This window comes from Aeromonas sp. LsrichE-8G (genome assembly GCF_022869435.1).
Lineage (GTDB): Bacteria > Pseudomonadota > Gammaproteobacteria > Enterobacterales > Aeromonadaceae > Aeromonas > Aeromonas caviae.
Genome location: NZ_JALIHH010000091.1, coordinates 1 through 12,949 on the forward strand (window position 1 = coordinate 1; position 12,949 = coordinate 12,949).

Sequence of the window (12,949 nt, forward strand, 5' to 3'; positions counted from 1 at the left end):
GGACACGCCGTTTTAGCCTGTGGAGGCGTGGTGCAATCAGGCCGCCCGATGAAGCAGGAACCCGGTACTGCGCGAGCAGCTATCACCCAGTAATGGGAATCCCCCTCCTGTGACGCGAAGCGCTAAGGTGGGGGAGGATGTCAAAAATTGAGCCAACAATTCATGAAGATAGAACCAGCACAAACCGGGGATTACCCAGCCCTGATCGCTCTCTGGGAGGCCTCGGTACGCGCTACCCATCACTTCCTGCAAGAGGAAGACATCGCCACCCTCAAGCCTCTCATCCTCGAACACTATTTCGATGCCGTGCGCCTTTATTGCGCCAGGCAGGATGGCGTGATCGTCGGTTTTATCGGGGTGGCTGAGGGCAATATCGAGATGCTGTTCATCGCTCCCGAGGCGAGAGGGGGCGGGGTCGGCCGCCAGCTGGTGGACCACGCCATCCGTTGTCTGGGGGCGACTCGCGTGGACGTCAACGAACAGAATGCCCAGGCTGTCGGCTTCTACCAGCACCTGGGCTTCGAGGTGACGGGGCGCTCCCCCCTGGATGGCCAGGGCAAGCCCTATCCGCTGCTGCACATGGCCTTGGCCGCCGGTTAAGGGCGCTAGAGCATGAAAAAACCGCCCTCGGGCGGTTTTTTGTTGTTCAGGACGCAGGGCTCGCACCGTCTCACTCCTCGTTGGAGTTGTCCTGATAGTCGCCCCGCTGGGCCTTGGGCAGACGGCGCATGGGGGCGAAACCGATGTCCTCGCCCACTACTTCCCGCTTGCGGGACTTGTTTTGCGCAGGCTGAGCCGGCTTCTTGGCGCCATCCCCCTTGCCTTTCCCGGCGGCGGGTTTGCCCTTGGCGTTGGCATGGCCACGGGCGCGGGGCGGGTTTTGCACCGGCTTGCTGCCCGGCAGGGTCTGGCGGCTCGGCTTGCCGCTCGGCTCGTATCCTTCCAGGATCTCCACGGTCAGGGATTGGCCGATCAGCGCCTCGATCTCCTTGAGCTGACCCAGCTCGTCCTGGCTCACCAGAGAGATGGCCTCGCCGCCACGGCCGGCGCGGCCGGTGCGGCCGATGCGGTGGATGTAATCCTCCGCCATCTGGGGCAGCTCGAAGTTGATCACGTGGGGCAGTTGATCGATGTCCAGGCCGCGAGCGGCGATGTCGGTGGCAACCAGCACCCGCACCTTGCCTTCACGAAAATCCGCCAGCGCCCGGTTGCGGGCCCCCTGGCTCTTGTCACCGTGGATGGCGACCGTATCCAGGCCATCTTTCTGCATCTGCTGGGCGAGCCTGTCGGCAATCTGCTTGGTGCGCACGAACACCAGCACCCGCTGCCAGTTGCCACGGCCAATCATGTGGGAGAGCATCTCCCGGCGGCGTTCCCGATCGACCTGGATGATGCGCTGGCTTACCTGCTCGGCGGCGGTGTTGCTGGGATCCACCTCGATGAGGGTGGGATCCTTGAGCAGATCGTCCGCCAGCGCCTTGATGTCATTGGAGAAGGTGGCGGAGAAGAGCAGGGTCTGACGCTCCTCCGGCAGGGCCTTCATGATGCGGCGAATGTCGGTGATGAACCCCATGTCGAGCATTCTGTCCGCTTCATCCAGCACCAGCACCTCGAGGGCGCTCAGGGTCAGGGCGCCCTGGGTCAGCAGATCCAGCAGGCGGCCCGGTGTGGCGACCAGGATGTCGACCCCGAGCTTGATGGCGTCCAGGTTCGGCTTGATGCTGACGCCGCCATAGGCGATCAGGGTACGAAACGGCAGGTGGTGGGCATATTTGATGATGCTCTCGCCCACCTGGGCGGCCAGCTCCCGGGTCGGGGTCAGCACCAGTGCTCGCACCTGGCGACGACCGCCACGGCCGTGGTTGGCCAGCAGTCGATGAAGCATGGGCAGGGTGAAACCGGCCGTCTTGCCCGTGCCTGTCTGGGCGCCGCCCAGCACGTCCTGCCCGGCCAGGATGGCGGGAATGGCTTGCTGCTGGATGGGGGTGGGTTGTTCGTAACCCAGCTCCTTGACGGCCCGCAGGATGTGCGGTGACAGACCCAGTTCATTGAATGACATGTTCGAGGGACACTCCGAGCCTTGGGCTCAACGGGTGACGGCAGCCTTGGTCCGTCACGACATGGAAAATAGGGTGGGCCGCCATCGAGGCTGGGCCTGAGCCCGGCAAAGCGACCGCACAAGAGACAGTGGGCGCGTAATATAGCAGATGCGAGGCGCACGCGCAGCAGCCGTGTCGCGAGCAGGGTTGCCACGGCCATCCCGGCAGGGAAAGGCCAGGGGGCGCTAAGAGGGGCCCCCCTGGCCTCGGCGCACGCCCGTCAGAGCAGTCCCTCGATGGCCTGCACCAGATCCTCCGGCCTGGTCTGGGGGGCGAAGCGGTCCACCACCCGGCCTTCACGGTCAATCAGGAACTTGGTGAAGTTCCACTTGATGGCCTCGCTGCCAAGGAGTCCGGGCTTTTGCTCCTTGAGCCAGCGATAGAGGGGGTGGGCCCCGGCGCCGTTGACCTCGCACTTGGCCATCAGGGGGAAGCTGACAGGGTAGTCGAGCGAGCAGAAGCGGGCGATCTCCTCGGCATCGCCCGGCTCCTGATGGCCGAACTGATCGCAGGGAAAGCCCAGGATCTCGAAGCCTTGGGGGCCGAACTGGCGATAGAGGGCCTCAAGCCCGGTGTATTGGGGGGTAAAACCGCAGCGGCTTGCCACGTTGACCACTAGCACGACACGGCCCTGCAGATCGGCGGTGGACCAGGCCGTGCCATCGAGTCGTTGCAGGGGGATGAGGGGCAGGGGCATGGTTTCTCCTGATGCAAGAGGGGCGACAAGGCGCCCGGGGACAATCCTTGCACGTTAACGGGCCGAGGGCCGGGGAGCAAGGGGGAGGGCGTCTGTTCCCCCCAGACTCCTATTGATGGCGGGACTTCTCAAGAGAAGCAATCCGGTTTGTGCCGATGGTCCGAAGTCGCTACAAAGCGCACTCTCTCCCCTCGCTGCGAGCCTATCTTGGACTATCAAGCCGTCATGGATGCCATCTACACCCGGGGTTGGGTGATAGTGGATGATTTTTTAACCGCCGCCGAGGTGGATGCCCTCAAGGCCTGCCTGCCGGACGAGTGGCGACCGGCGGGGATCGGGCGCGAGACCCTGCATCAGGACAACCGCGATATCCGTCGGGATCAGATCCACTGGCTCGACGCCTCCCTCGGCGCGCCGGTGGCCGACTATCTGGCCCGGATGGAGTCCCTGCGTCTGGCCGCCAATCGCAGCCTGATGCTGGGGCTGTTCGACTACGAGGCCCACTTTGCCCGCTACCGTCAGGGAGACTTCTACGCCACCCATCGCGACGCCTTCGCCGGGCGATCCAACCGCCGGCTCACCTCGGTGTTCTACCTGAACAACGACTGGCAGCCAGAGGCGGGGGGAATATTGCGGGTCTATGACGACTGCGAGCAGTTTCTGATGGATGTCTCCCCCCGGGGCGGGCGGCTGGTGCTCTTCCTGTCTGAAGAGTTTCCCCACGAGGTGCTGCCCGCAAGCCGGGAGCGCTACAGCATTGCCGGCTGGTTTCGGGTCAACGGCAATGGCGCCGGGCGGGTCGATCCCCCCCGCTGAGCGCATTTCATCCTGTTTCTGACACAGGAAGAGACTTTTATCTGCCCGGGCAGGGGGAGGTGCGCCCCATCGGCTGACAAGGCTTCCCCTCCCTTGCTACACTGCCCGCACTTATGTTCGTTTCTGGCTTCGTCCGGTTTTCATGCGGTTGGGTTTGACATGGTGATGACGAAGCCACTTCTCCCAAGGGATCACATCTAATGAAGAACATGCATGTCTTGCTGCTGTGCGGCGGTGGCGGCTCCGAGCACGAAGTCTCGCTGCGCAGCGCCAATTTCCTCGAAAAACAGCTCGGGCTCCTGCCCGGCATCGAAGTGACCCGGGTCGAGATGTTTGCCGACCGCTGGCTCAGCGCCGACGGTCGCGAGTGCAAGCTGGGGCTGGACAAGCTGCTCTCGTTCGACAGCGTGGCCCGTCCGGTGGACTACGTGGTGCCCTGCATCCACGGTTATCCCGGTGAGACCGGCGATCTGCAATCCTTCCTCGAGCTGGCCGGCCTGCCTTATCTGGGTTGTGACGCCGAGGCGAGCAAGGTGTGCTTCAACAAGATCACCACCAAGCTGTGGCTCACCGCCATCGGCATCCCCAATACCCCCTACCTGTTCCTGACCGAGCAGGGCGAGGCGAGCCTGACCGAGGCGAAAGCGGCGCTGGCCAAGTGGGGCAAGGTCTTCATCAAGGCGGCTTCCCAGGGCTCTTCCGTGGGTTGCTACTCCGCCAGCAACGAGGCAGATCTGGTGAAGGGCATTGCCGATGCCTTCGGTTACTCCGAGCAGGTATTGATCGAAAAAGCAGTCAAGCCCCGCGAGCTGGAAGTGGCGGTCTACCAGTATGGTGACGAGCTGGTGGCCACCTATCCGGGGGAGATCTGCGTACCCCAGGACAAGTTCTACACCTATGAAGAGAAGTACAGCAGCGCCAGTCACACCGAGACCGCGCTCAAGGCCGAGGGGCTGACTCAGGCCCAGGCCGATGCCATCCACGAGTACGCCTTGAAGGCGTTCCGTCAGCTCAAGCTGACTCATCTGTCGCGCATCGACTTCTTCCTGACCGAAGAGGGGGAGATTTTGCTCAACGAGATCAACACCTTCCCGGGCATGACCTCCATCTCCATGTTCCCGAAACTGCTGGAGCACCACGGCCACAGCTTCGCGCACTATCTGGAGCAGATCCTGCGAAAGTCGGTCTGATGTCGCCAGACCCGGTTGCAACGGATGGTGAGTAGGGGCCTCAGGGCCCCTTTTTTCATGGGGGGAAGCGGGCAGAGCGCGGGGAGGGAAGGGGGCAGGGCGCCGCCCGGCAAGCCTTGCCGCCAGGAGGGCGCGCCGTTACAATCAGCCCCCTTTTGTCCCGCCACAGGCACCGTCAGAGCCGCGTTCCATGAAGCCCATCCCCGATCACGCCGTCAACCGCCTGCGCATCTGGCGCAAGAGCGTCTCGACCCGACCCTTTCTTGCCCGTGGCGGCAGCGTGCCACGCTGTGATGCCTGCCAGCTGCGCCACGACTGGTGTGCCTGCGACTGGCGCCCGGCGCTCAAGGCCGAGGCCGGTTTCTGCCTCATGATGTATGACAGCGAGCCCATGAAGCCCTCCAACACCGGGCGCCTCATCGCCGACGTGCTGCCGGACTCCACCTGGGCCTTTCTCTGGTCGCGTACCGAACCCCATCCCGAGCTGCTGGCCCTGCTGGCGGATCCCGCCTGGCAGCCCTACGTGGTCTTTCCCGCCTGCGAGAAAGCGCCCGACCGCCTGACCGGCGAGGTGGTACTGGCCCCCGGCAAGAAGCCGCTGTTCATCCTGCTGGACGGCACCTGGCCCGAGGCGCGCAAGATGTTCAACAAGAGTCCCTATCTGGACGGCTTCCCGGTGCTCGCCATCAAGCCGGATGCGCTCTCTACCTACGGCATGCGCGTCGCCCACAGCGACGAGCACCTGTGCACCGCCGAGGTGGCCGCCTGCGTGCTGGAAGTGGCCGGGGAGCTGCGGGCGGGACAGGCGCTGCAGCTCTGGTTCAATCTCTTCAGCAGCCGCTACATGGCTGGCCGGGTTAGCCGTGCACCCGGTGCTGATGAAGGGCCCATGCTGGAGGGGCTGGAGGCCATCAAGGGCCAGAGCCGCGCTCTGGATTAATCCTCATCAGCAGCCGCTACATGGCTGGCCGGGTAAGCCGTGCGCCCGGTGAGGATGAAGCGCCCCTGCTGGAGGGGCTGGAGGCCATCAAGGGCCAGAGCCGCGCTCTGGATTAATCCTCATCAGTAGCCGCTACATGGCTGGCCGGGTAAGCCGTGCGCCCGGTGCGGATGAAGCGCCCCTGCTACAGAGGCTGGCGGTTATCAAGGCGCAGGCCCTCTCGCGGGCTGATTGATGAAAATAAGGAATTAGTTGGCTGCCATTGTTTCGTTGGCTTCATGAGCCCGCCCTCGCTAGGATAGCGACCTGTTGACTCCTTCAGGCTCCAGGCCATGCCGGGCGCCGCCAATCACACGAGGTCTATGGATGGAACTGGAACTGCTCACCCTGGTCGCCCTGTTCGGGGTGGCCCTCATCGCCGGCTTTATCGATGCCATCGCCGGGGGCGGGGGACTCTTGACGGTGCCGGCCCTGCTGGCCACCGGCATGCCGCCGGCCCTGGTGCTTGGCACCAACAAGTTGCAGAGCAGTTTCGGTTCCTTCTCCGCCACCTGGTTTTATGCCCGCAAGGGGCTCCTTGAGTGGGCCATCATCTGGCCGGCGGTCATCTGCACCTTCATCGGGGCGGCCATCGGCACTCTGGCGGTGCAGACCATCGATGCCGCCATCCTGGAGCGGCTGCTCCCCTTCCTGCTGATGGCGTTTGCCTGCTACTTCTACTTCTCCCCCAGGGTGAGCGATGCGGAGAGCCAGCGCCGCCTCACCCCCATGGCGTTCGCCCTGCTGGTGGGCGGGGGGGTGGGCTTTTATGACGGCTTCTTCGGGCCGGGCACGGGGTCGTTTTTTGCCATCGGTTTCGTGGCCCTGGCGGGCTTTGGCATGGCGCGGGCCACCGCCCACACCAAGCTGCTCAACTTCACCTCCAACATCGCTTCTCTGCTCTTTTTCACCCTGGGGGGCAAGGTGGTGTGGAGCGTGGGGCTGTGCATGGCGCTGGGGCAGTTCATCGGGGCGCGCATGGGCTCCAAGCTGGTGCTCAAGAAAGGGGTGAAGCTCATCAAGCCGCTGCTGGTGACCGTCTCCCTGGTGATGTCCGCCAAGCTGGTGTGGAGCCAGTACCCCGAGCTCTTTGCCTGGTTGGGCTGAGCCGGTACCCCCATGACGAGGGCCCGATCGCAGATCGGGCCCTCTTGCGTTTCAGCCCAGTGCCGATAGTTGCCGGAAATGGGCTTGCAGCGCTTGCACCAGGCGGGCAATGCGATCGCGCTTGAGGCTGTTTGCCGATAGACCAGGTGGAGCGGGCGGCCCAGTCCCGGCAGGGGGCGTGCCTGTGTCCCCTGCTCACCCACCAGCGCCAGCAGGCCGGCGGGCAGGAGCACGGGGCCAATGCCTGCCTTGGCCAGCTCGATCAGCGCCAGGTAGGAATCGAGCTCCATGGCGGGGATAAGCCCGAGGGCGGCCAGGGGCTCGCGCAGATAGCGGTTGGAGGGGTTCTCCAGATCCATGGTCAGGATCTTGCGCACCTTGCCCTGCATCCCCTGACTCACGTCGCCTTCAGCCAGTTGCTTGCTGGTCACAGTTTCTTGCAAGGCGCCCTGGTGATCCGGCTGCGCCGCCTCATCCAGAGCCTCCCCCACCAGATAGAAGGGCTCCTCCAGCAGCCGTTCGGCACACAGCCCATGGCCAGGCGGCAGGCGGCCGGCGCAGATCCCGAGCAGGGCATCCCCGCCGCGCACCCGGGCCAGAATGACCGGGGTGTGGTGGGTAGAGAGGGCAATGTGGGGATCCCGTTCAAGATAGGCGTGCATGAAGCGGGCGAGGTAGCCCGCCAGCAGGGTTTCGGAGCAGGCGATGGACAGAGGGGTCTGATCCGTGAGGATCTGGCTGTCCGCCAGCACCCCCTTCATTTCGGCGAGGCTCGGGGCTACCCGGGCGAGCAGTTCACGGGCCTGGGGAGTGAGGCGGATATGACGGCCATCCGGCTCGATGAGCTTCTTGCCAAGGCGCTGCTCCAGCTGGGCGATGCGCTTGCTGACCGCCGACTGACTGATATAGAGGCGGCTTGCAACCTTGGCCATGGTGCCCTCGCTTGCCAGCAGGCAGAGTGTCTCCAGCCCTTCCAGTAACATGCGTCCTCCCTCCTCGTGTGTTGGACGCGGTTACCTTAGGGGCTGGTGGCATCAGGGGCAAGTACCGTTTGCGGCCCTTGATAGCGGCCAGCGCCACGCCTTGACGGGGGGCGCGAAGATCACCAGGTTGCCAATGAGACTCACCACCACGCCGACGATGGAGACCGTCTGCCAGACAAAGCCTTCATAGAAGGTGGAGAGGGTGAGGGCCACCAGGGGGAAGAGCACGGTGGCGTAGGCCGCCTTGCTGGCACCGATGCGCCCCACCAGGGTGAGGTAGGCGGTGAAGGCGATGACGGAGCCGAAGATGGCCAGATAGACCATGGCGGCGAGGTAGCGCGGGTCGGTGGGCAGGGTGAGTGACTGACCGAGTACCGTGACCCAGCCCAGCAGCAGCGCCACGCCGTAGACCATGCCCCAGGGTACCATCTGCAATACGTGATAGCCCTGGCGCTGTCCCCGGGCGGAGACCAGGTTGCCCAGGGAGAAGCAGAGGGTGCCGGCGCAGGCAAAGAGCAAGCCCTTCCAGCCGTTTGCACCCAGTTGCGCATCCGCCAGCACCGGCCAGAAGAGCAGCAGGGTGCCAAGCAGCCCCAGCAACGATCCTTGCAGCCAGCGCAGGCCCGGTCGTTTACCCTCGAACAGCCAGAGATTGAGGCCGTTGAAGATGCTGGCGCTGGCGAAAATCACCGCCGACAGGCCGCTCGGGATATAGAGGGTGGCGTGGTAGAAACAGAGGAAGTTGGTGGAAAAGAGCAACGCGCCGAGCAGGGCAGCATAACGCTGGCCCGCCCAGGGCAGGCGCGGAAACTTGCCGCTCACCGTGAGCAGGGCGAACAGGGCCAGGGCCGCCAGGGCGAAACGATAGAGCACCGAGACCTCGATGGGGATGGGGCCGAGCTGCCAGGCGATGGCAATCCAGGTGCTGCCCCAGATGAGGACGGTGGAAACATAGAGCATCAGATTCATGGTGTGATCCCATCAAGAGAAGATGATGTGATCAGCATGAACCGTGAGGCGGGGTGCCGGCTTGCACCATCTTGCGGTTTTTTCAACGGAGGCGCAGCCTTTGACCATGAGGCGCGATAAGATGGCGACAGGAAAGGGGCGGCAAGTGCCAGAGAGGGACGCAAGCGTGCAGCATGCCATGCAGCAGACAAGACAGGCAGGGGTCTTTGATGCCCTGGTGAGCACCGGTGCCAGGCTGGAGGACTCCTGCTGGCTGGAGCCCGGACTCGGGGTGGCGAGCTGGTGCAACCGCTACGATCAGACCCGCTACCACAAGCCGGGCAACCACACCATCAGCGTCTACCTGCAGGGGGGCGAGCAGACCGAGCGGCTGGACGGCCCCGGTGGCCATGGCGGTGCCGGCAAGGTGTGCATCATGCCGGATCACCACAGGTCCGAGTGGCTGGTGCGCGAGGAGTTTCGCTTCTTCCACCTCTACTTCACCCCCGCCCACTTCACCCGTATCGCCGAGCAGGCGTGTGACAAGGAGGGGCGTCATCTGCAACTGGAAGACAAGACCTTCATCGACGATCCCCAGGCGGCGGCCCTGGTGCAGGGGCAATTGATGAAGCTGGACTGGCAGCACGGCATCGATCGCATGGCGCTCTCCCACGGTGCCTGGATGCTGATGCTGCACGCCTATCGCCATCACACCCGCGAGGCCCCGGCGCTGCCGGAAGTGCGCGGCGGCCTGGCCCCGGCCGTGGTGCGCCGGGTGCAGGAGTATCTGCAGGCTCACCTGGCCGAGCCGGTCACCCTGGGAGAACTCGCCCGGGAGGCGGGTCTGAGCGAATACCACTTCGCCCGTATGTTCGGGCAGAGCCTGGGCTGTCCGCCCCACCGCTACCTGCTCGGGCTGCGGCTCAAGCGGGCCAAGCAGTTGCTGGCGGGAAGCGAGCCTCTGGCCAGCATCGCCGCCCAGTGCGGCTTCTCCTCCCAGGCCCATTTTGGTAACCGTTTTCGGGAGGCGTTCGGCCTGAGCCCGGGCCAGTGGCGAGCCCAGTTGTCATTCTCCTGTCACAGATAACCCTGAGACTCTGGGCAAAAGAGGTGTACCCTCTGTCTCTTGTCCATTGAAAGGAATGCCCATTGAATCATCGCAAACGTCAGACTCGTACTCGCCATCTCTGGTTCAACCACTGGAATGCCCCCCTCTATCGCGCCACCCAGCCGACGCCGCCCGAACCGCTCGTTCCTCACAGTTCCCGCTGAAAACGCCGTAACCCGATAGGATTTTTCCGGCAACTTTGCCACTATTGCGCCATCAGGATGGACTGGATATGGCCGCATGTTTCTGGAACGCATTGAAGTCAAAGGTTTTCGCGGAATAAATCGCCTCTCCCTCGGGCTGGACAACACCACTGTGCTCATCGGCGAAAACGCCTGGGGCAAATCCAGCCTGCTGCGGGCCCTCTGGTGCCTGCTGGGGGATGCCGAGCCCTATCAATTTGGTCAGGATGATTTTCACCGGCCCGAAGATCCCGAGCTCGAACCCTCGCGCACGCTGCAACTGGTGCTCACCTTCAGCGAGTATCGTCCCCAGATGTGCCAGCACTCCCGCCGTCTGGCCCGCCTCGGGGCGGCCTGGATCCCCCACAAGGACAAGTTCCACCGGGTGCATTATCGTGCCAGTGCCGAGTTGCAGGATGATGGCAGCGTGCTCACCACCCACGACTTTCTCGACGGCATCGGCAAGAGCCTGACCATCGACAACAACGAGGCGCTGGTGCGTCTGCTCATCACCATGAATCCGGTGTTCAGGCTGCGGGATGCCCGTACCGCCCGGGAGGGCATCGAGCGGCTGCCCTGGGGGGATCTGTGCGAGCAGCGGCTGGACGAGCTGGCCGGCAAGCTCACCGATGAGCCCCAGCGCATCGGCGAGCCAGAACTCAAGGAGGCGCTGCAGGCGGTGCAGCAGTTGATGGAGCACTACTTCAGCGCCCTGGCGCCCATCAAGCACAAGCCTCGCAGCCAGCGGGATATCGTCAATCGCCCCATGACCCTGCGCAATCCCGGCAACCTGCAGGTGCTGCTGCGCAATGCGGACAACCGGGCGCTGCAACTGGCCATGGCGGGCATGGCGGCCATGCTGCTCCACGCCCGGGGCAACCGGGAGCTGGAGGAGGGGGCCAGACCCATACTGATGCTGGAAGACCCAGAGAGCCGCTTGCATCCCACCATGCTGGCCCTGGCCTGGGGTCTGCTGGAGCAGTTGCCCGGCCAGAAGCTGCTCACCACCAACTCGGGGGACCTGCTCTCCTCCTTGCCCCTCAATCAGGTGCGCCGTCTGGTGCGCCGCCAGCAGGACATCCTCTGCCATCAGTTGGGAGGGGAGCGCTACAGCAGCGACGATCTGCGCAAGATTGCCTTCCATGTGCGCATCAACAGGCCCATGTCGATGTTTGCTCGCTGCTGGCTGCTGGTGGAAGGGGAGACCGAGATCTGGCTGCTCTCGGAGCTGGCCCAGATCTGCGGCTACAGCCTGCGGGCAGAGGGGGTGCGCATCATCGAGTTCGCCCAGTGCGGCCAGGCTCCCCTCATCAAGGTGGCCCGGGACTTTGGCATAGAGTGGCACCTGCTCACCGACGGTGACGAGGCGGGCGCCAAGTATGCAAGCTCCGCCCGCTCCCTGCTCAAAGGGGAGCGCGAGCGGGATCGGCTGACCCAGTTGCCGGCGGCAGACATAGAGCACTACCTCTACCAGAACGGGTTCGAGGGGGTGTTCCGGCGTGAGGCGGGGGTCGGGGGGCGCTCCACCCTCAACGCCGGGCGCATCATCGCCAAGGCGATCCACCATCGCAGCAAGCCAGGCATGGCCCTGGCGGTGGTGGAGGAGGCGGAGCGCCTCGGCAGCGAGCACATTCCCCCTGTGCTCAAACAGATGTTTGCCCGGGTGGTCGCCCTTGCCCGGGGACAAAGCTGACCGGCGACGTTGGGAAGACGGGGGGAGTTTGGATATACTCCCTGCCTCTTGTCCTTCCTTACCCTGTGATGGGTGCACCCGCACCCGGACTGCTGCCGGAGACCCTATGTTCGTCCAACTTCCTTTTTGGCTCTTTCCCCTGACCGGTCTGATGGCCCTGGGAGCCCTGATCGCCGTGGGGCTCGTCCTGTGGCGCGGGGATCTCTGCCCGGGCCAGCGCTCGCGGATCACTACCCAGCTCTTCTCGGTCTGGGTGATCACCGGGCTCTCTCTGATGCTGGCGGTGGAGGCCAAGGTTGCGGGCTGGCTCATCTGGAGCGGGGGGGCCGCCCTGGTGCTCGGTATCGTGCTCTCCCTGGTCCAGTCTCGTCTGGAGGGCAAGCGCGCCATCCCCGCCACCCTGCTGTGGTTGCCCGCCATGCCGCTCGCCCTCTACGGGCTGGGTCTGATGCAGATCCAGGGCTGGCTCGGCGGCCTGCTGCAGATGGTGCTGCTGGGGTCGGCCTTTGCCCACCTGATGCTGCTACGTGCCCGCCACCGCCTGCAAGCCTTCAATCTGCTGCTGCCCCTGGCGGGGCTGGTCTCCGCCATCCTGAGTCTTATCTGGCTGGCGGTGCTGGTGGGTTGGCAGGGGAGCAGCGCCGGGCTCGACCCGCTGATCCCCGGGGTAGTGACCCAGGCCGGCCTGCTGGTCGCAGCCCTGCTGCTCTGGTTCAGCCCCATCTACCGTCAGCAGGAGACGGCCCCCGTGGTGGTCTCCGTGACCCTGTGCGGCCTCATCATCGCCCAGATTGCGGCGACCAGCGTGTTGCACCAGCTCGCCTGATCCCGGCGCATCCTCCCGCCCGCACCTTGTTGTGCGGGCTTTTTTTATGGCAAAGAGGGGCAAGTCGGGGGGAGCGCGGGGAGGGGCCTGAGGGGCGAGAGATCGCTAGCTGCCTGAAAAAACTGCGATTTGTTGCAAAAGAGCGCAGTATGTGACGGTTTAATCCCCGAATAAACTTTTTTTAGGATATTTACTTGCAATCTCAGCGTTGGCGCCTATTATGGGCGACCTCTGACGCGGGGTGGAGCAGCTCGGTAGCTCGTCGGGCTCATAACCCGAAGGTCGTCGGTTCAAATCCGGCCCCCGCAACCAACCATTTGT

12 protein-coding genes, 1 tRNA gene and 3 pseudogenes are annotated in these 12,949 nt (G+C 64.3%); 12 read left to right on the forward strand and 4 right to left on the reverse strand.

Annotation, left to right across the window (positions count from 1 at the left end):
- Positions 1-162 precede the first annotated feature (162 nt).
- A complete protein-coding gene (locus tag MUW49_RS14225) occupies positions 163-600 on the forward strand; it encodes an acetyltransferase (protein WP_069784644.1) in 438 nt (145 codons plus the stop codon).
- Between the two features lie 70 nt (positions 601-670).
- Here MUW49_RS14225 and MUW49_RS14230 read toward each other — a convergent pair whose 3' ends face one another.
- Positions 671-2,059, reverse strand: a complete 1,389-nt coding sequence (locus MUW49_RS14230; RefSeq protein ID WP_010674869.1) for a DEAD/DEAH box helicase — start codon at positions 2,057-2,059, stop codon at positions 671-673.
- Between the two features lie 260 nt (positions 2,060-2,319).
- Positions 2,320-2,796: a glutathione peroxidase gene (locus MUW49_RS14235; protein WP_039038588.1), complete on the reverse strand. Its 477-nt coding sequence runs from the start codon at positions 2,794-2,796 to the stop codon at positions 2,320-2,322.
- Positions 2,797-3,003: 207 nt separating this feature from the next.
- Between MUW49_RS14235 and MUW49_RS14240 the strand changes: the two genes are divergently transcribed.
- The 6 genes and pseudogenes from MUW49_RS14240 (at position 3,004) to MUW49_RS14265 (ending at position 6,888) form a co-directional block, all read left to right on the forward strand.
- Complete coding sequence (locus MUW49_RS14240; RefSeq protein ID WP_069784643.1) at positions 3,004-3,612, forward strand: 2OG-Fe(II) oxygenase; 609 nt, start codon at positions 3,004-3,006, stop codon at positions 3,610-3,612.
- Between the two features lie 200 nt (positions 3,613-3,812).
- Positions 3,813-4,802 (forward strand): D-alanine--D-alanine ligase, encoded by a 990-nt coding sequence (locus tag MUW49_RS14245; protein WP_069784642.1) that lies wholly within the window; start codon positions 3,813-3,815, stop codon positions 4,800-4,802.
- A 190-nt stretch (positions 4,803-4,992) separates the two neighbouring features.
- Positions 4,993-5,742: a tRNA-uridine aminocarboxypropyltransferase gene (locus MUW49_RS14250; protein ID WP_069784641.1), complete on the forward strand. Its 750-nt coding sequence runs from the start codon at positions 4,993-4,995 to the stop codon at positions 5,740-5,742.
- Between the two features lie 2 nt (positions 5,743-5,744).
- Positions 5,745-5,858 (forward strand): annotated as a pseudogene (locus MUW49_RS14255) (DTW domain-containing protein); the annotation flags it as partial.
- 2 nt (positions 5,859-5,860) lie between these two features.
- A pseudogene (locus tag MUW49_RS14260) lies at positions 5,861-5,977 on the forward strand (DTW domain-containing protein); the annotation flags it as partial.
- A gap of 131 nt (positions 5,978-6,108) precedes the next feature.
- A complete protein-coding gene (locus tag MUW49_RS14265) occupies positions 6,109-6,888 on the forward strand; it encodes a TSUP family transporter (protein ID WP_010674863.1) in 780 nt (259 codons plus the stop codon).
- Positions 6,889-6,939: 51 nt separating this feature from the next.
- Here the strand turns inward: MUW49_RS14265 and MUW49_RS14270 are convergent.
- Together MUW49_RS14270 and MUW49_RS14275 are read right to left on the reverse strand one after the other, a co-directional pair.
- Positions 6,940-7,871, reverse strand: a pseudogene (locus MUW49_RS14270) (LysR family transcriptional regulator).
- Between the two features lie 51 nt (positions 7,872-7,922).
- Positions 7,923-8,840, reverse strand: a complete 918-nt coding sequence (locus MUW49_RS14275; RefSeq protein ID WP_041215090.1) for a DMT family transporter — start codon at positions 8,838-8,840, stop codon at positions 7,923-7,925.
- A 178-nt stretch (positions 8,841-9,018) separates the two neighbouring features.
- Between MUW49_RS14275 and MUW49_RS14280 the strand changes: the two genes are divergently transcribed.
- The 5 genes from MUW49_RS14280 (at position 9,019) to MUW49_RS14295 (ending at position 12,940) form a co-directional block, all read left to right on the forward strand.
- Entirely contained in the window at positions 9,019-9,906 is an 888-nt protein-coding gene (locus MUW49_RS14280; RefSeq protein WP_042016580.1) for an AraC family transcriptional regulator, read from the forward strand.
- A 62-nt stretch (positions 9,907-9,968) separates the two neighbouring features.
- On the forward strand, positions 9,969-10,091 hold the full coding sequence (locus tag MUW49_RS21930) for a hypothetical protein (protein ID WP_256094327.1): 123 nt from the start codon (positions 9,969-9,971) through the stop codon (positions 10,089-10,091).
- Between the two features lie 76 nt (positions 10,092-10,167).
- Complete coding sequence (locus tag MUW49_RS14285; RefSeq protein WP_113978493.1) at positions 10,168-11,802, forward strand: ATP-dependent endonuclease; 1,635 nt, start codon at positions 10,168-10,170, stop codon at positions 11,800-11,802.
- 106 nt (positions 11,803-11,908) lie between these two features.
- Positions 11,909-12,628 carry a hypothetical protein gene (locus MUW49_RS14290; RefSeq protein WP_010674858.1) on the forward strand — a complete coding sequence of 240 codons (720 nt, stop codon included), beginning with the start codon at positions 11,909-11,911 and terminating at the stop codon, positions 12,626-12,628.
- Positions 12,629-12,863: 235 nt separating this feature from the next.
- Positions 12,864-12,940 (forward strand) — tRNA-Met (locus MUW49_RS14295).
- Positions 12,941-12,949 lie beyond the last annotated feature (9 nt).

Coding starts and splice junctions, on each gene's coding strand:
- MUW49_RS14225 (WP_069784644.1), top strand. CDS start 163: ATGAAGATAGAACCAGCACAAACCGGGGATTACCCAGCCCTGATCGCT.
- MUW49_RS14230 (WP_010674869.1), bottom strand. CDS start 2,059: ATGTCATTCAATGAACTGGGTCTGTCACCGCACATCCTGCGGGCCGTC.
- MUW49_RS14235 (WP_039038588.1), bottom strand. CDS start 2,796: ATGCCCCTGCCCCTCATCCCCCTGCAACGACTCGATGGCACGGCCTGG.
- MUW49_RS14245 (WP_069784642.1), top strand. CDS start 3,813: ATGAAGAACATGCATGTCTTGCTGCTGTGCGGCGGTGGCGGCTCCGAG.
- MUW49_RS14250 (WP_069784641.1), top strand. CDS start 4,993: ATGAAGCCCATCCCCGATCACGCCGTCAACCGCCTGCGCATCTGGCGC.
- MUW49_RS14265 (WP_010674863.1), top strand. CDS start 6,109: ATGGAACTGGAACTGCTCACCCTGGTCGCCCTGTTCGGGGTGGCCCTC.
- MUW49_RS14275 (WP_041215090.1), bottom strand. CDS start 8,840: ATGAATCTGATGCTCTATGTTTCCACCGTCCTCATCTGGGGCAGCACC.
- MUW49_RS14280 (WP_042016580.1), top strand. CDS start 9,019: ATGCAGCAGACAAGACAGGCAGGGGTCTTTGATGCCCTGGTGAGCACC.
- MUW49_RS14285 (WP_113978493.1), top strand. CDS start 10,168: ATGTTTCTGGAACGCATTGAAGTCAAAGGTTTTCGCGGAATAAATCGC.
- MUW49_RS14290 (WP_010674858.1), top strand. CDS start 11,909: ATGTTCGTCCAACTTCCTTTTTGGCTCTTTCCCCTGACCGGTCTGATG.